20 protein-coding genes and 2 pseudogenes are annotated in these 23,523 nt (G+C 73.3%); 10 read left to right on the top strand and 12 right to left on the bottom strand.

Translation table 11 applies throughout. From position 1 onward, the window contains the following. Both ACGFIQ_RS17935 and ACGFIQ_RS17930 read left to right on the top strand, forming a co-directional pair. A pseudogene (locus ACGFIQ_RS17935) lies at positions 1 to 193 on the top strand (hypothetical protein); the annotation flags it as partial. A 9-nt stretch (positions 194 to 202) separates the two neighbouring features. Continuing rightward, positions 203 to 1,471, top strand: a complete 1,269-nt coding sequence (locus ACGFIQ_RS17930; RefSeq protein ID WP_393244816.1) for a cupin domain-containing protein — start codon at positions 203 to 205, stop codon at positions 1,469 to 1,471. Between the two features lies 1 nt (position 1,472). Here ACGFIQ_RS17930 and ACGFIQ_RS17925 read toward each other — a convergent pair whose 3' ends face one another. The 7 genes and pseudogenes from ACGFIQ_RS17925 to ACGFIQ_RS17895 form a co-directional block, all read right to left on the bottom strand. Then, positions 1,473 to 1,988: a trypco2 family protein gene (locus ACGFIQ_RS17925; RefSeq protein ID WP_393244814.1), complete on the bottom strand. Its 516-nt coding sequence runs from the start codon at positions 1,986 to 1,988 to the stop codon at positions 1,473 to 1,475. A 39-nt stretch (positions 1,989 to 2,027) separates the two neighbouring features. Continuing rightward, complete coding sequence (locus ACGFIQ_RS17920; protein ID WP_393244812.1) at positions 2,028 to 4,673, bottom strand: CHAT domain-containing protein; 2,646 nt, start codon at positions 4,671 to 4,673, stop codon at positions 2,028 to 2,030. An 87-nt stretch (positions 4,674 to 4,760) separates the two neighbouring features. Further along, entirely contained in the window at positions 4,761 to 5,423 is a 663-nt protein-coding gene (locus ACGFIQ_RS17915) for a hypothetical protein (RefSeq protein WP_393244810.1), read from the bottom strand. Beyond that, complete coding sequence (locus tag ACGFIQ_RS17910; protein WP_393245431.1) at positions 5,420 to 8,095, bottom strand: FtsK/SpoIIIE domain-containing protein; 2,676 nt, start codon at positions 8,093 to 8,095, stop codon at positions 5,420 to 5,422. Before ACGFIQ_RS17910 ends, ACGFIQ_RS17915 begins: the two co-directional genes overlap by 4 nt. A gap of 285 nt (positions 8,096 to 8,380) precedes the next feature. Further along, positions 8,381 to 9,398: pseudogene (locus ACGFIQ_RS17905) on the bottom strand (hypothetical protein); the annotation flags it as partial. A gap of 6 nt (positions 9,399 to 9,404) precedes the next feature. Beyond that, positions 9,405 to 9,665, bottom strand: coding sequence for a hypothetical protein (locus ACGFIQ_RS17900; protein ID WP_030504016.1), 261 nt, complete (start codon positions 9,663 to 9,665; stop codon positions 9,405 to 9,407). A 152-nt stretch (positions 9,666 to 9,817) separates the two neighbouring features. Continuing rightward, on the bottom strand, positions 9,818 to 10,198 hold the full coding sequence (locus ACGFIQ_RS17895) for a hypothetical protein (RefSeq protein ID WP_357074157.1): 381 nt from the start codon (positions 10,196 to 10,198) through the stop codon (positions 9,818 to 9,820). A gap of 140 nt (positions 10,199 to 10,338) precedes the next feature. Between ACGFIQ_RS17895 and ACGFIQ_RS17890 the strand changes: the two genes are divergently transcribed. Both ACGFIQ_RS17890 and ACGFIQ_RS17885 read left to right on the top strand, forming a co-directional pair. Next, positions 10,339 to 12,897, top strand: coding sequence for an ATP-dependent Clp protease ATP-binding subunit (locus ACGFIQ_RS17890; protein ID WP_393244807.1), 2,559 nt, complete (start codon positions 10,339 to 10,341; stop codon positions 12,895 to 12,897). A 185-nt stretch (positions 12,898 to 13,082) separates the two neighbouring features. Then, positions 13,083 to 13,433, top strand: a complete 351-nt coding sequence (locus ACGFIQ_RS17885) for a DUF3140 domain-containing protein (RefSeq protein WP_393244805.1) — start codon at positions 13,083 to 13,085, stop codon at positions 13,431 to 13,433. Positions 13,434 to 13,491: 58 nt separating this feature from the next. Here the strand turns inward: ACGFIQ_RS17885 and ACGFIQ_RS17880 are convergent, their stop codons facing one another. The 3 genes from ACGFIQ_RS17880 to ACGFIQ_RS17870 form a co-directional block, all read right to left on the bottom strand. Beyond that, positions 13,492 to 13,737: a hypothetical protein gene (locus tag ACGFIQ_RS17880; protein ID WP_357074146.1), complete on the bottom strand. Its 246-nt coding sequence runs from the start codon at positions 13,735 to 13,737 to the stop codon at positions 13,492 to 13,494. 57 nt (positions 13,738 to 13,794) lie between these two features. Next, positions 13,795 to 14,775: a LysR family transcriptional regulator gene (locus ACGFIQ_RS17875; RefSeq protein WP_393244802.1), complete on the bottom strand. Its 981-nt coding sequence runs from the start codon at positions 14,773 to 14,775 to the stop codon at positions 13,795 to 13,797. An 87-nt stretch (positions 14,776 to 14,862) separates the two neighbouring features. Further along, positions 14,863 to 15,471 carry a hemerythrin domain-containing protein gene (locus tag ACGFIQ_RS17870; RefSeq protein WP_393244800.1) on the bottom strand — a complete coding sequence of 203 codons (609 nt, stop codon included), beginning with the start codon at positions 15,469 to 15,471 and terminating at the stop codon, positions 14,863 to 14,865. A gap of 185 nt (positions 15,472 to 15,656) precedes the next feature. Between ACGFIQ_RS17870 and ACGFIQ_RS17865 the strand changes: the two genes are divergently transcribed. Further along, the gene (locus ACGFIQ_RS17865) at positions 15,657 to 16,985 is read left to right on the top strand and encodes a M20/M25/M40 family metallo-hydrolase (RefSeq protein ID WP_357074137.1); all 1,329 of its coding nucleotides are present in this window, start codon (positions 15,657 to 15,659) and stop codon (positions 16,983 to 16,985) included. Between the two features lie 46 nt (positions 16,986 to 17,031). Further along, positions 17,032 to 17,694 carry a hypothetical protein gene (locus ACGFIQ_RS17860; protein ID WP_393244798.1) on the top strand — a complete coding sequence of 221 codons (663 nt, stop codon included), beginning with the start codon at positions 17,032 to 17,034 and terminating at the stop codon, positions 17,692 to 17,694. Between the two features lie 101 nt (positions 17,695 to 17,795). On the opposite strand, the gene ACGFIQ_RS17855 is transcribed toward ACGFIQ_RS17860, so the two are convergent. Beyond that, complete coding sequence (locus ACGFIQ_RS17855; RefSeq protein WP_013734349.1) at positions 17,796 to 17,987, bottom strand: DUF5703 family protein; 192 nt, start codon at positions 17,985 to 17,987, stop codon at positions 17,796 to 17,798. A gap of 480 nt (positions 17,988 to 18,467) precedes the next feature. On the opposite strand from ACGFIQ_RS17855, the gene ACGFIQ_RS17850 reads away from it, so the two are divergent. After that, entirely contained in the window at positions 18,468 to 19,367 is a 900-nt protein-coding gene (locus ACGFIQ_RS17850) for a hypothetical protein (protein WP_393244796.1), read from the top strand. A 24-nt stretch (positions 19,368 to 19,391) separates the two neighbouring features. On the opposite strand, the gene ACGFIQ_RS17845 is transcribed toward ACGFIQ_RS17850, so the two are convergent. Then, a complete protein-coding gene (locus ACGFIQ_RS17845; RefSeq protein ID WP_357074128.1) occupies positions 19,392 to 20,363 on the bottom strand; it encodes an aldo/keto reductase in 972 nt (323 codons plus the stop codon). Positions 20,364 to 20,548: 185 nt separating this feature from the next. Here ACGFIQ_RS17845 and ACGFIQ_RS17840 point away from each other — a divergent pair, with 185 nt between their 5' ends. The 3 genes from ACGFIQ_RS17840 to ACGFIQ_RS17830 all read left to right on the top strand — a co-directional run bounded on the left by ACGFIQ_RS17840 (position 20,549) and on the right by ACGFIQ_RS17830 (position 23,451). Then, on the top strand, positions 20,549 to 21,601 hold the full coding sequence (locus tag ACGFIQ_RS17840) for an LLM class F420-dependent oxidoreductase (RefSeq protein ID WP_393244793.1): 1,053 nt from the start codon (positions 20,549 to 20,551) through the stop codon (positions 21,599 to 21,601). Further along, a complete protein-coding gene (locus ACGFIQ_RS17835; protein ID WP_393244792.1) occupies positions 21,598 to 22,434 on the top strand; it encodes an undecaprenyl-diphosphate phosphatase in 837 nt (278 codons plus the stop codon). The genes ACGFIQ_RS17840 and ACGFIQ_RS17835 overlap by 4 nt, the downstream gene beginning before the upstream one ends. Before the next feature lie 303 nt (positions 22,435 to 22,737). Then, positions 22,738 to 23,451, top strand: a complete 714-nt coding sequence (locus tag ACGFIQ_RS17830) for a histidine phosphatase family protein (protein ID WP_393244790.1) — start codon at positions 22,738 to 22,740, stop codon at positions 23,449 to 23,451. Positions 23,452 to 23,523: the final 72 nt, after the last annotated feature.

Raw genomic sequence — 23,523 nt, 5'->3', positions numbered from 1 at the left:
GGGCCCGGCCGACGGTGGTGCGACCCCCGGTCACCAGGACGGTGGCGCTGACGGTGGCGCGGAGGGCCCGGCCGACGGTGGTGCGACCCCCGGTCAGCACGACGGTGGCGCTGACGGTGGCGCGGAAGGTCCCGCCGACGGCGGTGCGACGCCGGGTCAGCAGGACGGTGGCGCCGACGGCAGCGCACGGTAGCGGCACACCATGACGCACCTCGACCCGCCGGGCGGCCACGGCCGCCCGGCGGTTCCGTCCGCAGCCGCCGCCCTGGCCCGTTGCGTCTCGGTCGAACCGGCCAAGTTCGCCGCCGCGCACTGGGGCCACACCCCGCTGCTGTCCCGCGCCGCCGAGTTGCCCGACCCGGCCGGCTTCACCGACCTGCTCAGTCCCGCCGACGCCGACGAGCTGCTGAGCCGGCGGGGTCTGCGTACCCCGTTCCTGCGGGTCGCCAAGGACGGCCAGTTGGTGCCCTCGGCGCGCTGGACCGGCGGCGGTGGTGCCGGCGCCGAGATCGGCGACCAGGTGCTCGACGAGCGGGTCCTGGAGCAGTACGCCTCCGGCGCCACACTGGTGTTGCAGGGTCTGCACCGGATCTGGCCACCCCTCGTCGACTTCGCCCGTGACCTGGGCCTCGCGCTCAACCAGCCGCTGCAGATCAACGCCTACCTCACCCCGGCCGGCAGCCAGGGCTTCGCCACCCACTACGACACGCACGACGTGTTCGTCCTCCAGGTCGACGGCCGCAAACACTGGCGGATCCACCCGCCCGTGCTGCCCGACCCGCTGGAGAAGCAGCAGTGGGGTGGCCGCGCCGACGAGGTCGGTGCGACCGCGCAGGGCCCCGCCGCGCTGGACGTGGTGCTCGCCCCCGGCGACGCCCTCTACCTGCCCCGGGGCTGGCTGCACAGCGCGCAGGCGCAGGACGCCAGCTCGCTGCACCTGACCGTGGGCATCCGGGCGCTGACCCGCTACGCCCTGGTCGAGGAGTTGCTCGCGCTGGCAGCCGAGGACCAGCGGCTGCGGGCCACCCTGCCGTTCGGCACCGACGTCGCCGACCCCGACGCCATCGAGCCGGAGCTGACCGAGACGGTGGAGGCGCTGCGCGACTGGCTGCTGCGCGCCGACCCGGGCGCGGTCGCCGCGCGGCTGCGCCAACGGGCCTGGCCGGCTGCCCGCCCGGCACCGATCCGACCGCTCGCCCAGGCCGACGCGCTGGCCGCACTGACCGCCGACACGCGGGTCACCCTGCGGCCCGGCCTGCGCTGGCAGTTGGCGCCACACGGATCGGACACGGTGGCGCTGCGGCTGTTCGACCGCACCATCACCCTGCCCGCCGAGTGCGCGGCGGCGGTTCGTGTCCTGCTCAGCGGCGCGGTGACCCGCGTCGGTGACCTGCCCGGGCTGCCCGACGACGCCGACCGGGTCACCCTGACCCGCCGCCTGCTTCGCGAGGCCGTCCTGGTCCCGGCCTGAGCTACCCGGCGGTGGCCGCGACCAGCTCGATCTTGAGCGTGTTCGTGATCTCGTCGGTCAGCTCGCCCTCCGCGCCGACCGAGATCGTGCCCTGCTCGGTGACGCCGAAGACGAGTTCCACAGTGCCGGCCTTCAGCACCAGCGGGTCATCGCCGCCGCTGCCGGCGGCGACCACCGCGCGGATCGTGGCGATCGCGTCCACGAGGGTCGCCGCGACCGCGCTGTGACGCAGCTCGTGCCGATCCTGGAGATCCTCGGCGACGAGCGTGATGTCGATCGTGTGGGTCTTCTGGTGGGCGCGGCTGCCAGCCACCTTGACCTTCCAGCCGATCACCGGGACCCGGAAGTCCACGCCACCGCCGCCCTTCGTGGTGACGACCGCGCTCAGGATCAGCTGAACCGAGGCGACCCGCAGGTCCCGGCCCTCGTCGGTCGTGGAGATGCCCGCCTGCTCCACCGCGTACTTCACCGCCGACACCAGTTCCTCGACGGGCACGCTGTAGTCGGTCACGTCCATGCCGCACCATCCTCCTGCACGAGTTGAACTGCCGACCGCTCAGACGGCGGCGGTGGCGAACGGGTCGCCGTACACGGTGTAGGCCAGCCAGGTCGGGTCGAGCGGATCATCCTGCTGCTCGACCCGTGCGGCGAGGGCCGCCGCGCCGAGTGTGGCGCCGTCGGCGAGGGAGCGGTAGAACGCGGTCGCGAAGCGCGCCGAGCTGTCCGAGCGCACCGCCCAGAGCGTGCCGACGAAAGCGCCCGCTCCGGACGACATGAACTGCTGCGCCCAGCCGAGCATCTTGGTGTACGTCGGGGCCACGCCCGCGCTGCGGCAGGCGTTGATGAACACGAGGGGGCCGGTCTCCGCCAGCAGTTTCCGGATGCTGGCCTCGGCGAGCAGGGTCGGCTTGAACCGGCCGCCGTCCATGTCGATGAACGAGCCGTCCGCCGAGAAGGTGTTGTGGCAGGCGAAGTGGGTCGCCCCCAACGCCCCCGAATTGATCAGGGCAAGGAGTTCGTCGGCCCTGGTGATGGACTCGCTGTCGTCAGCGCCGAGGATCGCGCGGATGGTGGCGATCTCCTCGCGCGCGCCGGTGGGGGCCCTGGTGGGCACCACGAAGCGCGGGTCGCGCAGGCCGATCGTCGCGTTCCGGCGTTGACCGTAGGTGCGGCGGACCACGGGTATCTGCTCGACGAGGAAACCGGCATCGCGCTGGGCGCTGAGCGGATAGAGCAGTTCCCACGGGACCACGTCGTGGTCGGTGGCGATCGTGAAGGCGCTCATGTCGGCGCCGACCTGCCAGAACTGGTCCCGCACGTCGGCCGGCACCAGCTCCGACCACAGCTGGATCCCCGCCGACCGGATGACCTCGCGGGCCATCGGCGCGCTGTAGCGGGAACCACCCCCGGCCAACTGCTGCAACTCCCGGATGGCGTTCTCCACGGCGGCGTTCGGCGTGTTCGTGACCGACTCGACGACCGGGGCGAACAGCGCCGCCTCGGAGCGCAACTGGAAGGTGTACCGGCTGCCGTCGAACCGGACCTCCATGGTCACCTCGCCCGGCCGCGCCTGCGGCGCGCCCATCGGCGCCGTCTTCGGTTGGCCGTCGCGGAACGGCCCACCATCCGCGACGGAGACCTCCACCGACACCTCACCGAGGAACGTGCCGCCGGCCCAAGCCGTCACGTCGACGCGATGCAGACCCGGGGTACGCGCCCCGAAACCGAACCGGATCGGGTCCGGATCGTCGTCCGGCAGGACCAGCACCGTCTGCTGGAGCGGGCCCTCGGCGTGCAGGCCGGCGGGCGCGTGGACGGTCACGGTGACCGGTGTGCCGGCGTCGGCGACGAGGAAGCTCCGTATCCGTGCCGTCACGGCGTCCGGATGAACCGATCGCCCCTCGCTGACGAGCCGGACCTCGACGCTCAGCTCCCGTCCCGCCGGGACCTGGGTGGGCGCGCGCGCCACCAACAGCCGCTCCGGCGCCCGGGTGACGTCCGGAAGTGACGAGGTCGGCGGCCCGGTGAACGTCGGTATCGCCCGGTCCTCGCTGGCGTAGACGTCACGGCCGAGAGCCATGGCATGGTTACCACGGGCGAGCTCACCGAGGTCGTGGCCGGCGGGCCAGATCCTGATTCCGCTGGTCTCCTCGCCGGCATCGGCCCTTCGGGCTCGCTCCGGCCGCTGCTCGGCTCGCTCGCGCCTGTCGTCCTGCGCTCGCTTCCACTCGCGCTCCCGCACATAGCGACCGACTCGTTCGTCGAGGGACAGCCGCACACTTTTCAGGCGGAGGGTGATGCCGTCGGGAACGGACGTGTCCTGACCGAGCCGTCGGCGTATGGCTGCCTCGGCTCGGATCACCTCGTCGATGGCGTACCGCGACGTGATCGGCCGGCAGGTGCCCAGCAGGAATTCGCGGACCAGGACCGCGGCGTCCCTGACCCCGCGTCGGACGATCCGCGCCGGATCGGTCACCCGGAAGCCGACGGCGATCGACGCCTCGAAGTGGTACGCGCCGCCCTCGGTGGGCAGCCGGAGGTCGACGACGACCGAGTGGTCGCTGATGTCCACCTCGTAGCGCGTCGCGTATCGGGCCATGAACCCCGGGTGCCACCACGCCATCAGCCGGCCACTGTCCGCGACCTCCAGACCATCCTGACGGGTCGAGTAGACGATCGCCGCCGACGGCCCGTGGCTGGGGGGCGGCATGAACCACCGCACCGGCTCCGCGCTGAGGATCAGGGGGATCGCGGGCCCGGCCGGTGCGGTCTCCGGGGCGAAACTCGTCGCCAGGTCGTCGACCAGGTAGCCGATGTCCGCCGGCGCGCTGGTCCTGTGGACCCGCCGGTAGTGCTGCTGGCCAAGCGGCCTGAGCGGTTCGGGCAGGCGCGTGCCGCGTTGCAGTTCGGCGTTGTCCACCAGCACCGGGATGACCGGAACCTGCTGGGTGAGGGCGGCTGCGATCGTCCGGCGGCTGATGCCCGGTAAGACTGCCGACTCGCCGGGTGAGCGAGGTTCGATCACGACGATGAGTGCCGCCGAGGCTGACAGGCGGAGCCGCCGCTCGGCGGCGGAGATGACCGCACCGGGGTCGTCGCGAACGACGCTGCCGCTGCCGAATCGAGCGGTCAGCGCGTCATCGAGCAGGCGCGCGACGACGCTGTCGTCGGCGGCGCGGTGACTGAGGAGGAAGCTGACCATTTGACGTACCGTATCGAAGATCGCGCGTTGAGCTTCGTCGCACCGGCGGTCGGCTTCTCGACAGCCCTTTGTGGACGCGCCGACCGGTCAGCGGCCGAGCGCCAGGAGCAGCGCGGTGGTCAGCACCCCGGCGCCGATGACCACCGTGATCGGCCGGGGGCCGAGCACCGCGTGCCGCCTGTCGGCCAGCACCCGCGCCGGCACCAGGCCGACCAGCGGCCCGAGCAGGGTCACCACAAGTGCCAGCACCGGCAGCCCGACCGCCAGGTCGCCGCCGTACCCGACGCCCAACGCCCGCGCCCCGGCCCCCAGCGCGTACGCGAGCACCGCGCCGGCCACCCCGCAGAGCGCCAGCAGCGGGTTGACCGAACCCGGCAGCTCACCCGGCTGCCCGGCCCGGTCGAGCAGGTCCCGGGCGCGGGTGAGCAGCAGCACCGCGTCGGTGCCCCCGTCACTGGCCGCGGGAGCGGGCGGGCCGCCGAGGCGACGGGCACCGAGGCGGGTACGCACCTGCTGCCACAGGTGTGCCACCTCGGCGTCGACCCGTTCCTGCTGCTCGCGCGCCTCGACGAGTTCCACCTCGGCGTCCTGGACCTGCTCGGCGGCGTCGGCGACGGCCTGTTCGGCGGCGGCGCACTGCCGCTCGTACCAGGTGTGCGCCTCGGCACGCTGCTCCTGCACCCGTGCGGTCAGCTCGGCCAGTCGCCGCAACTGCGCCGCGTACGTCTCACTGGCCACTGGCTCGTTCACCGCGACGGTCCATAGGGGATGATCACCTGTCCGGTGCGGTGGACGGCCCGGTCGAAGAAGAGCCCCCGCCAGGGGCGGGGATACCAGTCGGGGCCGCCGGTGCCCGGGTAGAGCGACGAACCCAGCTCACCACCGTGTGCGTCCAGCGCCACCCAGGCCCCGATCTGGTCGGTGCGGGCGGCCGGCCCGCCGAGGTCGGCGCGCATCCGGGCCACCCCCCGCCACCAGGCCAGCACGTGCGTGCGCCGTTCCGGCCCGTCGTGCAGGATCCGGCGTAGCTGCTCCAGGCCGGTGCGTCGGCCCGCACGGGCGGCCAGTGTGCCGGCCGCCGCGTCGACCGCGAACAGCAGCAGGTAGTGCGGACTGCCCGGCCCGGTCAGCCCGTCGGCCGTCTCGGCCATCAGCTCGCCCACGGTCTCGTCGTCGTACCAGGCGGCGTCGTCGGCCAGGTCGTCGTAGAGGGCACGGGCCATCGGGTCGGCGTCCGCGTCGAGGCAGGCGATGGAGAACCGGGCGGTGCCCGGCGGGTGCTGGCGGGCCAGCGACCGGGCCGCCGCGTCGAGCACCGCGCACGCCTCGTCCACGCGGGTGCCGAGCACCGCGAGGTTGCGCCCCGGTGCGCGCGGCAGCCGCAGCGCCGCCGAACGGGACTGCACGTCGATGATCTCGCCGAGCAGGGCCACCGGGCTGCGCGGCACGCTCCCGTCCGGGGGGACGGTGAGCGCCCGGAAGTCCGGTGCGTCGGCCAGCCGGGGGATCGCGTCGCCGTCGAAGAGCCGGGCCGGCGCCGCGTCGGGCGGGCGCATCCGCCACAGCCGGTGCTGCAGGCCGCTCCACGTCTCCCAGTCGCTGGCCGACGGGATCCGGGCGACCTCGTTGCCCTCCACCATGCCCGACTCGGCGTTGACCACCGCATGCCAGCGGGGCAGCGACTGCGCCGCGTCGTTGCGCTCGGCGAGGATCCGCAGCGCCTTGGGCAACGCGATGCGCAGCGTGAACTGGGCGACCAACGCCGGGCGGCCCCACAGCGCCTCGATGCCCCGCACGTCCTGCGAGGCGAGCACCAGGTGGATGCCCTGCGACCGGCCGCGCCGGGCCAGGTCCTCCAGCAGGTCGGCCGCCTCCCGGGCGACCACGTCCCGACCGGCCAGCAGCATCTGGAACTCGTCGACCACCGCGACGATCCGTGGCCAGTGCCCGTTCGGGTCGACGGCCCGCAGCTCGGCCAGCTTGGTCACCTCGTGCTTCTTGGCCGCGTCGGCCCGCCGGCGCAGCTCCTCGGCGAGGAACCGCAGCAGCGCCAACCCGAACTCCCGGTCGGTGTTGACGTTGATGCCGACCAGGCGCATGTGCGGCAACCAGCTCGGGTCGCGCCGGCCCTGCGCGAACCGCGCGAAGGACACCCCCTCCTTGAAGTCCAGCAGGTAGAACTCCAGCTCGGCGGGGGAGTAGCGGGCAGCGAGGGCCCCGATCCACGCGAAGATCAGGTTGGTCTTGCCGGTGCCGGACGGCCCGCCGATCAGCGCGTGCGGCGGGTAGTCACCCAACGTCAGCCGCACCGGCCGGCCCTGCGGCCCCTCACCGATCGGCGCGGTCAACCCGTCCGCGGAGTCTTCCCGCCACATCAGCTCGGGCGGCGGCAGCAGATCGGCGAACGGGGTCGGTGGCGGGCCCGCGTTGACCTGCGCGGCGATCTCCCGGCAGGTCTCGGTGACAAGCGTCGCCGGTGGCGGCGGGTCCAGGCGGATCGGCAGCCCGGCCGACCCGCCGATGCGCGCACCGGAGGCCCCGGCCACCACCCGGGTGACTGTCGGATCGTCCGGCACCGGCACACCGTGCACCACCAGGTGCACTCCGCACGCCGGGCCGGCCCGTACGACCCGGTCCAGCTGGCCGCGCTCGTGCCGGTTCAGCTCGTCACCGCCGAGCAGCACCGCCACCCGCCACGGTTCGGGTCGTCGGCCGGTCGCCGCGGCCAGTTCCCGCAGCGAGGCGTACTCGCCGGCGAGGACCGTCTCGTTGATCCTGCGGATCTGCTCCACCAGGTCGTCCAGCAGTGGACCCAGCCCGCCGGGGCCGACGAAGGTGAGCAGCCCCGCCGTGCCCAGCGGTGCGAACCCGGCCAGGCCCCCGCCGAGTTGCTCCGGGTCGTACCCGGTCAGTCGGACCGCGCCGGGGGCGGCGCGGCCGGCGGCCCGCAGCAACAACGCGGACACCACCGCGTCGCAGCCGGCCCGGTCGTTTCCGGAGAGGTGCACGTGGCCGGCGTCGAGGAGCGGCACCAGCGCGGGCACCGAGTCGACGCCGTCGATCCGGACCGTGCCGACCCGCAGCGCGCCGGGTGGCTCCGCCCGCCGGGTCGGCGTCGGTGCCCACCCCGCCCAGTCGGCACCCGCGCAGCCGGGCGCCTCCTGGCGGGCGGCGTCGGCGGCGCGCCGGGCCAGCTCGGCGATCCGGGCGGAGTAGCGGGCGTCGATGTCGGCGATGCGGCGGTCCCGCTGGGCGCCCACCCGTTCCGGTACGACGGCCGCCGCCCGCTGGACCCGGGCCAGCCGTTCCCGCCCGGCGGTCAGCTCCGCCTGCGCGGCGGACAGCCGGGTACGGGTGGCGCCCAACGCCTCGGCCAGGGTGTCCCGGACGCGCCTGGCCAGCTGACCGCGCCGGTCAGCCATCGGAGCCCCGACGGGTGGGCGCGTCCCGCCACGGGCTGCCCGAGCGCGGCGCCCGGCCACCGGGCCGTGGCGGCAGCTCATCGGGCCGTGGCGGCAGACCCTCCGAGCGCGGCGGCAGACCCTCCGAGTGCGGCGGCGGGCCCTCCGAGCGCGGCGGCGGGCCCTCCGAGCGCGGCGGCGGGCCCTCCGAGCGCGGCGGCAGGCCCTCGGAGCGCTGCGCACTGGCAGTGCCCGGCCGCTGCGTCGCACCGCCGGCGCGCGAACCCGTGCCCGCCGCCCGCCCAGCCCCGCCCGACTGCCCGCCCCCGCTCGACTGCCCGCCCCCGCTCGACTGCCCAGCCCCGCTCGACTGGCCGGTGCCCGCCGGTCGACCGGCCCGCGCCGGTTGCTGCGCAGCGCCTCGGTGCCCCGCCCCGCCTGGTCGTTCTCCGCCGCCCGGTTGCCCCGCGCCCGCCGGCTCCTTCGGGCCCGAGGGGAGGTCCCGGCCGAGGCGGGCGAGCAGCAGCCCGGTCGCCACGCCGGCGGTCACCGCGGAGTCGGCGGCGTGCGGCGGCTCCCCGGAGGCGCGCGGCGGCGGCATCCGGCACACCCGGGTCAGCAGCGTCTCCAACACCGGCGGCGGCAGCCCGGGCAGCAGGTCGCGCACGCGCCCGTCCAACTCGCCACGCAGCCGAGGGAGGTCGGCGGCGCGGGGCGGGTGCCCCAGCAGCTCACCGGCCAGCTCGCGCAGCAGTGGTGGCGCCAGCGCCGCCATGCCCAGCCCCACGTCGGCCGGGGCTCGTCGCAGCTCCTTGCGCAGCCGGTCCCGGTCGCCGGAGCGGACACCACCCACCACCCGGCGTAGCAGCTCCTGGGAGTCGCCCACCCGCTCGTCGGGTTCGTCGTCGGAGCCCTCGCGCCCGCCGGTCAGCTCCGCCACCCGCACCGACCACCAGCGGCGCATCCGAACCTGCTCGGTCGACTCCGGTGCGACCGCGGTCGGCCCGGCCGCCGGTGGCGTGTCGTGTCGGGGAGCGCGTTGCTCCGGGCGCGGCGCCGGAGACCCGTCCGCGCCGAGCCCGATCGCCGCCAGGTACGCCGAGAGCTGTTCCTGGGCGACGCGCAGCGCGTAGCCGGCGCTCTCGGCGTGTTCGGTGGCGGCGGACAACTCCGGCACCCCCATCGGGTTGGCCGACTCCTGGCGGACCCAGCGCAGCCGCTCCGCCGCCAGGCCGAACTTCTCCAGCGCCTGCCCGAGCAGCGCGACCGGGAACTCCTCGCTGGCGGCGCGGACCTGCCCCCCGACGTCCTCGATGATGGACACGACGGCCTACAGGGTCGCGACGTAGAGCTGCGCCTGCTCGACCGCGACAAGTGTCGCGGCGAGACACTCCTCCAGCTCCTGGCTGGCCTGCGTCAGCGACGCCTGGGCCGCCTCCACGGTCTCGTGCCCGCTGCCCTCCAGCGCACCGGCGAGGGTCTGCTGCGCCTCGGCCAGTTTCTCGCCTGCGGCCTGCACGGCTGTCTGCCCGTCACCGATCTGTTGGAGGGCGACATCGATGGCAGCCTTCAGCTCGGCGACGCTCGCCACGGCGGAACCTCCTGGGGGCGGGGAGATCTCCATTAGAGCCTATCGGCCGCGCCGAAAGAACATCCGCCCTGTCGGTGTTCCTGCCCGCCTGTCCGGTGTGGGCCCTGAAGTGCCGGGAGTCCGTTCTGTGGGACTCCCGGTGCGAGAACTTCTCAATTATCGCGCAGCCAACGGGGCCCGTACACCTCCGCGCCCAGGGCGGTGACCCGCTCGCGCAGCTCCCGGTCCGCGGTGACCACCAGCCGGCGCCGCCGCGGGGCGCCCGCGACCAGGTCGACCACGCTGTCGTCGCCGGAGCCCGGTGCGGAGACCACCCGGACGCCGTCGGTGCCCGGCACGTCCCGCGCGGCCCCCTCGACCACGAGCACCACCTCCACCGGGGCGGGCAGCCGTTCCGGCAGCCCGATGGTCGCCACCGGGGCGAGGGAGTCGCGCAGACGGGCCGCCGCCCCGGCACGGTCACGCCACCACCCGTTCGGGCGGGAGCCCACCACGTTGGCGCCATCCACGATCAGCAGCGGGGTCTCATCCATCCCGTCAGCCTGCCACCAACGGCCGGCCCCAGCCCGACGCCACTCCCGCAATGCCGGTGCTCCGCCTCCCGCGGCGTTTGTCGGGGCGCGCGCCGGGTAGCCCCTGCCGACCGTGCCGCGCCCTACTGCGGAGGACAGACATGATGGGACCCGGTGACACCGGCTCCGACCCGTGGGACGAATTCCTGGCCAGATACTTCGGTCGGGGCGAGGGAGGACGCCGACCGCCGCACCGGGTCGACATCACCCGACTGATGACCGCCGACGCCCGGGAGATGCTGGCCGACGCGGCCCGGCGGGCCGCGCAACGCCACAGCAGCGACCTGGACACCGACCACCTGCTCTGGGCGGCGCTGCAACGCGAACAACTCCGTGACCTGGTACGCCGGGCCGGAGCCGACCCGGACACCCTGCTCAACGCCCTCGGCGGGAAGGGCGACGGCGCACCGCGCGGCGAGGTGCCGCCCAACCTGTCGTTGACCCCCGCCGCCAAGCGGGCGCTGCTCGACGCCCACCAGTTGTCCCGGGCGATGGGCGCCAACTACATCGGCCCCGAGCACATCCTGATGGCGTTGCCGCTCAACCCGGAGTCGCCGGCCGGTCGGATGCTGGCCGCCGGTCGGATCCAACCCGAGTCGTTGCAGGCCGCCAACGCCGAGCGCGGGCCGATGACCGGGCCCAAGCCGGATCGCGGCACGCCCACCCTGGACCAGTACGGCCAGGACCTCACCGAGTTGGCGCGGATGGACCAGATCGACCCGGTGATCGGACGGGCCGACGAGATCGAGCAGGCCGTGGAGATCCTGTCCCGGCGGACCAAGAACAACCCGGTGCTGATCGGCGAGGCCGGCGTCGGCAAGACCGCCATCGTCGAGGGGTTGGCCGAACGGATCTGCGACGGCGACGTGCCGCAGACCCTGCTCGGCAAACGGGTCGTCCAACTCGACCTGGCCGGCCTGGTCGCCGGTACCCGCTACCGGGGCGACTTCGAGGAACGGCTGAAGAAGGTGATCGACGAGATCCGGGCGCACCGGGACGAGCTGATCATCTTCATGGACGAGATCCACACCCTGGTCGGGGCGGGTGGCGCCGGCAGTGAGGGCGGAATGGACGCGTCCAACATGCTCAAACCCGCCCTCGCTCGCGGGGAGTTGCGGGTGATCGGCGCGACGACGCTCGACGAGTACCGCAAGAGCATCGAGAAGGACGCCGCGCTGGCCCGGCGTTTCCAACCGGTGCTGGTGCCCGAGCCCAGCGTCGACGACACCATCGCGATCCTGCGCGGGTTGCGCGACAGGTACGAGGCCCACCACCAGGTGCGCTTCACCGACGAGGCGTTGGTCGCCGCCGCCGAACTGTCCGACCGGTACGTCACCGACCGGTTCCTGCCGGACAAGGCCATCGACCTCATCGACCAGGCCGGCGCACGGGTGCGGTTGCGGACCCGCACGCCCGCCGCGGACGTGCGGGAGTTGGAGCAGGAGCTCGACGAGGTACGCCGGGACAAGGAACAGGCCGTCACCGACGAGCAGTACGAGCGCGCGTCGGCCCTGCGCGACCGGATCTCCGAGCTGGAGGAGGACATCCGCCGCGCGAACGGGGAGGACGGCTCGTCCGGATCCCAGGTGCCCGAGGTGGGCCCGCAGGAGATCGCCGAGGTGGTCTCCCGGTCCACCGGCATCCCGGTCAGCCAGCTCACCGAGGAGGAACGGGACCGGCTGCTGCGCCTGGAGGGGCAACTGCACCAGAAGGTGGTCGGCCAGGACGACGCGGTCTCCGCGGTCGCCGAGGCCGTCCGTCGCTCCCGGGCCGGACTGGCCGACCCGGAGCGGCCGATGGGCAGTTTCCTGTTCCTCGGCCCGACCGGCGTCGGCAAGACCGAGTTGGCCCGCGCCCTGGCCGAGGCGTTGTTCGGCGAGGCGGACCGGATGGTCCGGGTGGACATGAGCGAGTTCCAGGAACGGCACACGGTCAGTCGGCTGGTCGGCGCCCCGCCCGGGTACGTCGGCTACGAGGAGGCCGGCCAGCTCACCGAGGCGGTGCGTCGCCGCCCGTACGCGGTGGTGTTGCTCGACGAGATCGAGAAGGCCCACCCGGACGTGTTCAACATCCTGCTCCAGGTGCTCGACGACGGGCGGCTGACCGACAGCCAGGGACGCACGGTGAACTTCAAGAACACCGTACTGATCATGACGAGCAACCTCGGCTCGGAGCTGATCACCGGCGCCCAGCGCTCGGTCGGCTTCGGCAGCGGGGCCGTGGGCAGCGAGCAGGAGAACGACGAACTGCGTGAACGGCTGATGCGCCGGCTGCAGGAGAACTTCCGCCCGGAGTTCCTCAACCGCATCGACGAGGTCATCATCTTCCGCCGGCTGGAGGCCGAGCAGTTGCGCGACATCACCGCGCTGCTGCTGGAGGAGACCCGCCGCCGCATGCACGCCCAGGACCTGCAGGTGGAGTTCACCACCGCCGGCATCGACTGGCTCGCCGAGCACGGCTACCAACCGGAGTTCGGTGCCCGTCCGCTGCGTCGGGTCATCCAGCGGGAGGTGGACAACCACCTGTCCCGCATGCTGCTGGAATCGGCGATCTCACCGGGACAGAAGGTCACCGTGGACGTCCGCGACGGCGCGCTCACCTTCGACGTGACCGCGGGCGAGCGGGGGTACACCGCCGCCACGACGACGCACCCGCGATGAGCGGGCCGGCGCGACCAGGGGAAACCGAGGACCCGCACGAGCCCGCGGGACACCGGGACGAGGACGACCATCCCGACCCGATCCTGGCGCCGCCCACCGCGAACCCCCGCCGGACGCGGGTGCCCGCGGAGGGCCTGCATCCGAAGACCGGCCAGGACGAACCACCGCCTGCGAGAGGAGACCCGATGGTACGCGAAGCGCGGCTCGACCCCGAGGTGGAAGTACTCTGGGAGGACTTCCACGCCGAGGTCAACGTCCCGTCGGAGCAACTGCGGACGTGGTTGCTGACCCGCGGCTCCGGGGAGGAGTCGTTCAGCCCGAACCCGACCCTCGACCTGCCCCAGCCGGGCCGCGAGATCCTCAAGGTGCTGAACAAGCGCAAGGTCGACCTCACCCCGGAGGACATCGAGGTGATGCGGGAGGCGGTCGAACGCATCCGCGAGCTGATGGACGCCAAACCGTCGCGCGGCAACGCCGACGACACCTGGCGGCACTCGCTGCTCGACCTGGGGCACGACCCGCTCGTCGAACGCTGACCGAGCCCACGTACGACGGTGCCGTCCCCCGCACGGGGGACGGCACCGTCGCGTCCGGCTACTGACCCTGGTCCGGTTCCAGGCTGGCGATGGTCAGCCCCGCCGCGTCGGCGGCGGCGTCCCGTTCGGAGCGGGTCTGGTCCTCCCTGGTGAGCAGGTTGGCGTACTCGGTGACGGCCGCCGGGTCGGGCACCTCCGGCAGGCGGCGCAGGAACGCCTCCACCGCACGGGTGGCGGCGGTGTGCGCGGCAGCCGCCTCGCGGAGCAGTTCGCGGTCGTCGGCGGGCGGGTAGAGGTCGGTCATGTCCGCCAGATACCCGGCCAACGGCGGTTCGCACCGCCACCGGCCGGGAATACCCGCTCAGACCGGTCGGATCCCGCTGGGCTGCCGCACACCGAACCCCGGATTGCTCAGCAGCCAGGACAGGTATTCCGGATGCGGGGCCAGCGAGTCGACGTACGCCGCCTTGGCCGTCTCCAACACCAGATCGGCGCCCTGGGCGGCGGGGGAGTCCGGGTGCCAGCCGAGCAGGAGCCGCCAGCGCAGCGGTGTGCCGGCGATCCGGCGGGTCACCAGCCCGGCCACCGGACGGAACGTCGCCTGGCACAACGCCACCCCCACACCGGCGTCCACCAGGTCGACACAGCCGCGGATGTCGGTCTCGTACACCTTGCGGGGGGTGAAGCCGGCGCGGGCGCAGGCGGCGGCGAAGCAGTCGCCGAAGCAGCCGTCGCCCGGGGCGGCCACCCACTGTTCGTGACGCAGGTCCGCCAGACGCACCTCGTCGTGTGCCGCGAGGGAATGCGTCTCGGGCAGCAGCACCAGCACCGGGTCGATGGCCACCTCCTGCCAGCTCAACCCGAACCCGCCCGACGGGCTGGCGTCGCCGCACACACCGGTGAGCGCGAAGTCCAGTCGGCCGCCGGCGACCAACTGCGCCAACTCGTCCACCGACCAGGAGGCGAACGTGGTGATCTGGGCGGGCGGCTGCGCGGCGGCCAACCGGTGCACCATCCGGCCCAGGATCGGGCTGTTCACCCCGCCGAAGCGGTAACACGGCGGCGCGTCGCCAGCCCCGGCCAGGCGGGCGGCCTCGTCCTGCAGACCCTTCATCGCCGGCAGCAGCACCCGGGCCCGGGCCAGCACCAGCTCACCGAGCGCGGTGGGCCGGGCGCCGCGCCGGTCCCGGTCGAACAGCGGGCCGCCCAGTGTCCGCTCGATGCGCTGGAGCTGGGCGGTCAGCGCCGGCTGGGCCAGGCCGAGCGCCGACGCCGCCTTCGTCACACTCCCCGTCTCCGCGATCGCGCAGACCACCCGCAGGTGACGCAGCTCCAAGTTCATACCGTGACGGTAGGACTACGCGTCAGCCGGCGGAATAGCCCGAGTGGATCGGTGATAATGAATGCACTTGGGGATCGCCGTCGTCCCTCACTCCCGAGGTGCCTGCGGCAGGTCCGCCAGGTACGTCGGCCGGCGGGTCACCGCGTCGAGCACCTTGTCCACCACCCCGACCGCCGGCTCGACGATCCGGTTCCACGGAGGGGTGGCCGGAGTGCCCGGGTGCGGTCGGGTCGGTGCCGCCTCCTCGGCGATCTCCAGCCGGTTGCCGAGCCGGATCAGCTCCTCCTCGGTCGCGACCGCGCGCAGCTCGGTGACGAGCGCGCCCACCCCGTCGACGTGCTGGCGAACCCGCTCGGCGACCTCGGTCAACGCCTCGTCGGTCAGGCCCTTCAGGGCGCCGAGCAGACCGGCGTCGGCGCTGATCTCGGCGTCCACCCGCTCGGCGGCGTCCGGCAGCGCGGCGCGTACCGCCGGTAGCAGATACTGCTCCTCGGCGGACAGGTGGCGCGACAGCGCGGCGGTGAGCACCGCCAGTCCCTCCTGCCCGGTGGCGTCCGGGCCGTTCAGCTGGTCCAACAGGGCCAGCAGCTGACGGTGCTCCCGGTCGACGATGTCGGCGATGTTGCGGCCACCGGGTCGGTAGCCCTCCTCGGGCGCGGGTGCGGGCGGCAGCGGCGGCAGGGGAACGGCGGACATGGTGCCCTCCTCGACTGGCGGGCGGAAGCTCCGGCAGGGGACGTACGGTCGTGGGCGGCGGTACCCGAACCCGGGGTCGGCGAAACCGGGCCCGTCGATGCGCCGCTCCGGGCACACCGGCGGGGCGGGGTCGTCCGCACCGGTGCGCCGGGCGGTCGGCCGGCGCCGACTGGTATGAAGAGGCGATGACGAGCGATGCGGCCTCCGCCCGACCCGACCCCACCGCAGAGGTCGTGGACCTCTGCCGCGACCTGCTGCGCATCGACACCACCAACACAGGGGACAACGACACGAGCGTCGGCGAACGCCGCGCCGCCGAGTACGTGGCGGAGAAGCTCGCCGAGGTGGGCGTGGAGTCCGTCCTGCACGAGTCCGCACCGGGACGGGCGAACGTGGTGGCCCGCATCCCGGGCGCCGACCCGAGCCGGGGCGCGCTGCTGGTGCACGGCCACCTGGACGTGGTGCCCGCCGACGCCGACGAGTGGTCGGTGCACCCGTTCTCCGGCGAGCTGCGCGACGGCTACCTCTGGGGCCGGGGCGCGATCGACATGAAGGACTTCGACGCGATGGTGCTCGCCGTGGTGCGGCACTGGCAGCGCACCGGCGTGCGACCACCACGTGACATCGTGCTCGCGTACACCGCCGACGAGGAGGCGGGCAGCGACTACGGCGCGCGCTTCCTGGTGGACAACCACAGCGACCTCTTCGACGGCTGCACCGAGGCGATCGGCGAGGTCGGCGGTTTCTCCTACTCGGTCAACGACAGCCAGCGGCTCTACCTCATCGAGACCGCCGAGAAGGGCATCGACTGGCTGCGGCTGCACGCCAAGGGTCGCCCCGGGCACGGCTCGATGGTGCACGACGACAACGCGGTCACCGCGCTCGCCGAGGCGGTCGCCCGGATCGGCCGGCACCGCTTCCCGGTGGTGGTCACCGACACCGTGCGCGCCTTCCTGGAGGAGGTCTCCGACCTGCTCGGCGTCGAGTTGGACCCGGAGGACCCGGAGACGGCCATCGCCAAGCTCGGTCCGATCGCCAACATCATCGGCGCGACCATCCGCAACACCGCCAACCCGACGCGGCTGGGCGCCGGCTACAAGGACAACGTCATCCCCGGCCGGGCCACCGCCACCATCGACTGCCGCAGCCTGCCCGGTCAGTCCGAGCTGCTGGAACGGCAGCTGCGCGAGCTGATCGGCCCGGACATCGCGATCGAGTACATCCAGCGGCAGCCGGCGCTGGAGACCACCTTCGACGGGGACCTGGTCGAGGCCATGTCAGCGGCGCTGCGCGCCGAGGACCCCGGCGCGCGCCCCGTTCCGTACATGCTCTCCGGAGGCACCGACGCCAAGGCGTTCTCGCAGCTCGGCATCCGCTGCTTCGGTTTCGCGCCACTGCGGCTGCCCGCCGACCTGAACTTCTCGGCGTTGTTCCACGGCATCGACGAGCGCGTTCCGGTCGACGGACTACAGTTCGGCGTGCGGGTTCTCGACCGGTTCCTCCGCACCTGCTAGCCGCGCCCGGCGCGCGACCTCCTTAAACGTGAAGGGACTGCCCCACATGACCGACCAGCAGGGTGAGCTGGACGCCGCTCTCGAGCGGGTGATCGAAGCGGCCCGCCACCACCTGGCCGCCGTACGCGCCGCACAGGGCCGCGTCGACGACGACGACGTCTGGCAGGCGTACGTGGCGTTGAACAACGCCTCCTTCGCGTACGACGAGCGGTTGCTCGACGCCTTCGGCGAGGTGACGCCGTGGGATGTCGACTCGATCGACCCGGACGAGGCCGACGAGCGCTTCGGCGGCCCCGAGGGCTCCGAGGCCAGCGACCCGCACCCCCGGGTGATCTCGGTGCGGCAGCGTCGCGACTACCGGGTGCCGAGCGTCGCCGCGCTGCTGCGGGTGGCCGAGGCGGCCCGTCGCGAGGGCACCCCGGAGGACGACGAGCCGGCACCGGTGGAGGGCGTCGGCGAGGCGGTGCTGGAGTTGCTGCAGAGCGGTGACGGCTCGCTCGGCGCGCTGGACGTCCCCGAGTTGGAGCCCCTCGACGGGGTCGTCATGGTCAGCGAGGTGGGCACCCCCGTCGACCTGGAGTCGTTCGACGACGACGACGCGGTCGGCCCGTTCCAACCGGCGGTCGACGACCGGCTGGTCGGCCGGCTCGACGAGCACCCGTTCCTGGAGCTCGACGACGACCACGACCACGCCGGGCACCAGCACTAGAAGGCCGAGTCGATCATGGAGTTGTGGTGCCGGGTTCGGTGCTCGGCGGGCCGTTTGCCACCCACCACAACTCCATGATCGGCGAGGCAGGGCGCCGACCGTCAGTACGACAGGCCCGGCTGGGGCTGGTTGACCCGTCGCCGTCGCAGCACGACCTGCCGTGTGCCGTCCCGGTACAACCGCACCCGGGCCAACTCCCATCCGGAGAACTCCGCCTGGATCGCCAGCTGCGCCGCGGCCGTCAATCGGTCGACGTTCGGCGGCAGCCGCAGTGGCGCGTACTCGTAGTCCATGCCACCCATGCTGCCCAGCCCAGCGGCTGTTCGCCACCCCCTCGGGGGTGATCGACGCCGCTGTCCTGGGCGGTTCGTGCCCCGGAGTCCGCGCCCGCGTGCTGTCTCCTGGCAGGAAAGACACGCCCGCGTGCGGGTCGGGTGGCCGGAAGCGGCGCCCGAGCCGCCGCCGAGCCGCGCTGAGCCGCCGCCGAGCCGAGCCGCGCCGCCGCGCCGAGCCGCGCCGAGCCGGCCCGGCTCGGGCATGGTGAGCGTCCGCTGGGCGTAGCTCGGCCTTGGGGCGTACCTCGGATCGGCTCTTGCCGCACCTCGTGCCTCCACGGCCGTCGCCTGGGCTCGGTCGCCCTCACCACCAGCCTCTCCGTGCCCGGCGGCGAGCAGATCGTCGACCAGGCGGTGCGTGGCGGCGTCGCGTCGATCGGACAGAATGTCGTCGGGCCGCCGCCAACGGGTCAGCCGGCGGGCCGCGAGGAGGAACGCGTGATGTCAGGGGAGCGGGGCCGGCTCGGTCGGTTCACCGACGCGGTGCGCGGCGGCGCGCGGGCCGCCCGGGACAGGGCCCGTGAGCTACGCGATGAGTTCCGCACCAGCGACGAACCCGAACGTGCCCTGGTCGCGCCCCTGCTGCCCGGACAGGAGCTGCGTTACGTGGGGCTCGGCCCGGTCCGCGCACCGGGCACCCACAAGGCCGGCCGGCAGCTCGCCGACGTGATGGCCGACGAGTTTGTCGACTCGCTCGACCCGAAGGTGCTGTTCGGGCTGCTCAACATCGTCAACCCGGTGGTGTGGGTGGACGCGGTGCTGGCGCCGGTCCGGCTGGCGGCGGGCGTGCTGCTGCTGCCCGGCAAGGTCGGTGCCCTCGCCGCCGGTGTCCCGGAGGCGGCCGAGCCGGAGCCGGGCCCGCGGGTACGGCGGGAGCCGATTGCACTCACCGAGGAGCAGGAGGCGTTCCGCGCCCTGTTCCGGCTCAGCCTGTACCGCCCGCTGGCCGACCAGCTCGCCGAGATCGCCTACCGTCGCCGGTACGTCTTCAGCGGCGACCTCGCCACCCTCGCCGGCAGCCTGCTGCTCTTCCTGGAGCGCTACACGGGCACCCCGCTGGCGGTGACCGACACCCACCTGCACCTGCTGCGGATGGGGCCCCGTCCCGACGCCGACCGTCCCGACCGGCGGCAACCCCGGGTGCTGTGGAGCGTGCCACGCGACCGGGTGGCCCGCATCGACTCGGAGCGCGGCGCGACCGGGCTCGTGCAGCTGACGTCCACAATCGCCTTCGACGACAGCTCGTGGATCCGGCTCACCCAGCCCGCACTCCGCGACGACCAGTCGCGCTTCCTGACCGCGATCCACGACCTCCCCGGGCAGCGCCCAGCACCCTGACGCCGTGCCGTGCGCCCGCGTCGGTCAGCCGTCGCGTTCGGGGTAGCCGAGCGGCACCGCCGAGACGTCGTCCAGTGCGGTGGTGATCTCCTCGGGCAGGGTGATCCGTTCCACTCCGAGTGCGCCGAGCAGTTGCCCGACCGTCCGTGCGCCGAGGATCGGCGCGGTCACCCCCGGCCGGTCCCGGATCCAGGCCAACGCCACCTCCAGCGGCGACACTCCGAGGCCACCGGCCGCCGTCGCCACCGCCTCGACGATGCTGGAGCAGCGCGGCTCCAGGTACGTCGAGACGAATCGCTCGAAGTGCGGCGACGCGGCTCGGGAATCCGCCGGACGGCCGTGCCGGTACTTGCCGGTGAGCACGCCCCGACCCAACGGTGACCAGGGCAGCAGGCCGAGGCCGAGCGCGTCGCACGCGGGCAGCACCTCCCGCTCGACGCCCCGCTCCAGCAGCGAGTACTCCACCTGGGTGGCGACCACCGGCGCACGGCCCGGCCAGGCGGTCTGCCAGGCGGCGGCCCGTGCGGTCTGCCAGCCGGAGAAGTTCGACACCCCGACGTAGCGGACCTTGCCGCTGGCCACCGCGTGGTCCAGTGCGGCCAGGGTCTCCTCCAGCGGGGTGTCCGGGTCGTACCCGTGCACCTGGAACAGGTCGACGTGGTCGGTGCCGAGCCGGCGCAGCGAGGCGTCCAACGTCCGCAGCAGGTGCCCCCGGGAGCCGTCGCGGCGTCGGCCGCTGCCCGGACGCAACCCCGCCTTCGTGGCGATCAACAGCTCGTCGCGGGGCACGAGGGAGCCCAGCAACGAGCCGATCACCGACTCGGCGTCACCGTCGCCGTACACGTCGGCGGTGTCGATCAGGTTGCCCCCGGCGTCGAGGTAACTCTTCAGCTGGGCGGCCGCGTCGTCGGCGTCGGTGTCCCGGCCCCAGGTCATGGTGCCGAGCGCGAGCCGGGAAACCGCCAGCCCGCTTCGGCCGAGCGGTCGCTGTTGCATGGGTGAACCTTATTTCGAACCTGCCGCCACGGATATCCTCGCTCCCGTATCTTCGCCGGTTCTGCCGGTTCCGCCGCTCTGGGCTGCCCCGATGGAGGGGGAGCTTTCGTGGAGAGCCGGTGATCGAGTCCGTTTTCGGCATTGCGTAACCTGGTGCGACCTGTGCCACGGATGGGGGAGGACCAGTGCGACTCGGGCTCAGTCTCGGATACCAGACAGCGTGGAGCACACCGGCCGACCATCTGGCCCTGGCCCAGGAGGCGGACCGGCTCGGCTATTCGGTGGTGTGGGCGGCGGAGGCGTACGGCTCCGACTCGCCCAGCATGCTCGCCTGGATGGCCGGCCAGACCGAACGGATCGACGTCGGCGCCGCGGTGATGCAGATCCCCGCCCGTACGCCGGCGGCCACCGCCATGACCGCCGCCACCATCGACGCGCTCTCCGGTGGCCGGTTCCGACTCGGCCTGGGTGTCTCCGGTCCCCAGGTCTCCGAGGGCTGGCACGGCGTGCGCTTCGCCAAGCCCCTCGCCCGGACCCGCGAGTTCGTCGACATCGTCAAGCTGGCCATCGCCCGCAAGGAGGTGGCCTACGACGGGCAGCACTACACGCTGCCGCTGCCGGACGGCCCCGGCAAGGCACTGCGGTTGGGCTTCCATCCACCCCGCGAGCACATACCGATCTACCTGGCCGCGGTCGGCCCGAAGAACCTGGAGCTGGCCGGTGAGATCGCCGACGGCTGGCTGGCGGTGTTCTACGCCCCGGAGTTCGCCGAGGAGCAGCTCGCCTCGGTCCGCGCCGGCCGCGCCAAGGTCGGCAAGGAGCTGGCCGGGTTCGACGTGGTGCCCTCGGTGCCCGTGGTGATCGGCGACGACGTGGCCTCCTGCGCCGAGCTCGTCCGCTGGTACGCCGCGCTGTACGTGGGCGGCATGGGCAGCCGCGAGCAGAACTTCTACAACCAGCTCGCCACCCGGATGGGTTACGGCGACGCCGCCCGCGACGTGCAGGACCTGTACCTGGCCAAGCGGCAGCGTGACGCCGCCGCGGCCGTACCCATGGAGTTCATCGACCGCACCTCACTGCTCGGCCCGAAGGAGCGCGTCGCCGAGCGGATGCGGGAGTACGCTGCCGCGGGCGTCACCACGCTGTCGGTGACCCTGTTCGTGGCCGACCGGGACAGCGGCGTGCAGACCCTGCGTACCGTCGCGGAGGCACTCGAGCTTTCGGGAGTCGGCGAGTGACCTGGGTTGAGGCCATCGTCCTGGGCATCGTCCAGGGACTGACCGAGTTCCTTCCGGTCAGCTCGTCGGGGCATCTGCGGATCACCTCGGCGATCTTCTTCGACCGGGACGCCGGCGCGTCGTTCACCGCGGTCACCCAGCTCGGCACCGAGGCGGCCGTGCTGATCTACTTCGCCAAGGACATCTGGCGGATCACCCGGACCTGGTTGGTGGGCATCCGGGACACCTCGGTGCGCTCCAGCCTCGACTACCGGATGGGCTGGTACGTGATCGTCGGCTCGATCCCGATCGGGTTGTTCGGTTTCGTGTTCAAGGACCAGATCAAGACCGCCGGGCGCAACCTGTGGGTCGTGGCGACCACGCTCATCGTGTTCGCCTTCGTGCTGGCGTTCGCGGAGTACTGGGGGCGGCAGACCCGCACCCTGGAGAACTTCCGGATGAAGGACGGCATCGTGATGGGCTTCGCCCAGGCCATGGCGCTGGTCCCCGGGGTGTCCCGCTCCGGTGGCACGCTCACCGCCGGTCTGCTGCTCAACCTGACCCGGGAGGCGGCGGCACGGTACTCGTTCCTGCTGGCCATCCCGGCGGTGGTGATGTCCGGCGTGTTCAGCCTCGGGGACGTCTTCGAGCCCTCCGCCCCGGGCACGTCCGTGCCCACGGTGGCCCAGACGATCGTGGCCACCCTCATCGCCTTCGGCATCGGGTACGCGGCCATCGCCTGGCTGCTGCGCTATGTCGCCCACCACACCCTGTACGTCTTCGTGCTGTACCGGGTCGCGCTGGGCACGCTGGTCCTGGCGCTGTTGCTGACCGGTTCGATCGACGCCACCTGACCGAGCCGTCGACGGCCCCCGGCCCTGCCTTCGGGCGGGACCGGGGGCGGCGGTCGTCTCCCCGCCCGCTCGCCGCGCGTGATCCACTCGACTTTCTTGATATCGCGCTGTCCGGGACGGCCGGACAACCCGACTTCCTGAAAACCGAGTCGATCATGACCGGCGCCGCACCCCCGGGCGCCGCACCCCCGGGCGCCGCACCCCCGGGCGCCGCGCCCCCGGCGCCGCCGCGCCCCCGGCGGCGCGTACCTCGGGTGGTGGCTCGGAGCCCGCGGCCGTCCCGGGTGGGACGCAGGTCATAGGGTGGTCCCCGTGGCGACCCTTCTGCTTCTGCGACACGGCCGGACCACGGCGAACGCCGACGGCGGCCTGGCCGGCCGGCAACCGGTCGAGCTGGACGACACCGGGCGCGCCCAGGCCGCCGCGGCGGGTGAGCGGTTGCGGGCGGTGCCGCTGGCCGCCGTGGTGACCAGCCCGCTGATCCGCTGCCGGCAGACCCTGGAGTTGGCGCTTCCGCAGGCCACCCCGGTCGTCGAGGACGGGTTGATCGAGTGTGACTACGGCAGCTGGGAGGGGCAGCCGCTGAAGAAGCTCGCGAAGGAGCCGCTCTGGCCGGTGGTCCAGCAGCGCCCCAGCGCGGCGGTGTTCCCCGGTGGGGAGGCGATGGCGGCGATGGCCGCGCGGGCGGTCGCGGCGGTGCGCTCGTGGGACGCCCGGGTGAGCGCCGAGCACGGGCCCGAGGCGGTGTGGTTGGCGTGCAGCCACGGCGATGTGATCAAGGCCATCGTGGCGGACGCGCTCGGCGTACACCTGGATCTTTTTCAGCGGATCGTGGCCGACCCGGCGTCGGTGACCGCGATCCGGTTCACGCCGCTGCGGCCGTTCCTGCTCCGGCTCAACGACACCGGCGGCGACCTGTCCGCCCTGGTGCCGCCGCCGCGCAAGCGGCGTCGGCGGGCTCCCCGCGCGGCCGACTCGGACGCCGCGGTCGGCGGTGGCGCCGGTGCGTCCTCGTGACGACGCCACCGGGCGGCCACCCCGCCACGACACCCCCACCTGATCGTGGGCCGAGGCTGACCGAGGCCGGCG

The sequence above is a fragment of the Micromonospora sp. NPDC048898 genome, assembly GCF_043198035.1.
Classification (GTDB): Bacteria; Actinomycetota; Actinomycetes; order Mycobacteriales; family Micromonosporaceae; genus Micromonospora.
This window is presented reverse-complemented; position numbering and strand designations above follow the sequence as displayed.

Excerpts from the sequence above, each read along its gene's own strand:
- ACGFIQ_RS17930 (WP_393244816.1), top strand. The coding sequence starts at position 203 with ATGACGCACCTCGACCCGCCGGGCGGCCACGGCCGCCCGGCGGTTCCG.
- ACGFIQ_RS17925 (WP_393244814.1), bottom strand. The coding sequence starts at position 1,988 with ATGGACGTGACCGACTACAGCGTGCCCGTCGAGGAACTGGTGTCGGCG.
- ACGFIQ_RS17920 (WP_393244812.1), bottom strand. The coding sequence starts at position 4,673 with ATGGTCAGCTTCCTCCTCAGTCACCGCGCCGCCGACGACAGCGTCGTC.
- ACGFIQ_RS17910 (WP_393245431.1), bottom strand. The coding sequence starts at position 8,095 with ATGGCTGACCGGCGCGGTCAGCTGGCCAGGCGCGTCCGGGACACCCTG.
- ACGFIQ_RS17895 (WP_357074157.1), bottom strand. The coding sequence starts at position 10,198 with ATGGATGAGACCCCGCTGCTGATCGTGGATGGCGCCAACGTGGTGGGC.
- ACGFIQ_RS17890 (WP_393244807.1), top strand. The coding sequence starts at position 10,339 with ATGATGGGACCCGGTGACACCGGCTCCGACCCGTGGGACGAATTCCTG.
- ACGFIQ_RS17885 (WP_393244805.1), top strand. The coding sequence starts at position 13,083 with ATGGTACGCGAAGCGCGGCTCGACCCCGAGGTGGAAGTACTCTGGGAG.
- ACGFIQ_RS17880 (WP_357074146.1), bottom strand. The coding sequence starts at position 13,737 with ATGACCGACCTCTACCCGCCCGCCGACGACCGCGAACTGCTCCGCGAG.
- ACGFIQ_RS17875 (WP_393244802.1), bottom strand. The coding sequence starts at position 14,775 with ATGAACTTGGAGCTGCGTCACCTGCGGGTGGTCTGCGCGATCGCGGAG.
- ACGFIQ_RS17870 (WP_393244800.1), bottom strand. The coding sequence starts at position 15,471 with ATGTCCGCCGTTCCCCTGCCGCCGCTGCCGCCCGCACCCGCGCCCGAG.
- ACGFIQ_RS17865 (WP_357074137.1), top strand. The coding sequence starts at position 15,657 with ATGACGAGCGATGCGGCCTCCGCCCGACCCGACCCCACCGCAGAGGTC.
- ACGFIQ_RS17860 (WP_393244798.1), top strand. The coding sequence starts at position 17,032 with ATGACCGACCAGCAGGGTGAGCTGGACGCCGCTCTCGAGCGGGTGATC.
- ACGFIQ_RS17855 (WP_013734349.1), bottom strand. The coding sequence starts at position 17,987 with ATGGACTACGAGTACGCGCCACTGCGGCTGCCGCCGAACGTCGACCGA.
- ACGFIQ_RS17845 (WP_357074128.1), bottom strand. The coding sequence starts at position 20,363 with ATGCAACAGCGACCGCTCGGCCGAAGCGGGCTGGCGGTTTCCCGGCTC.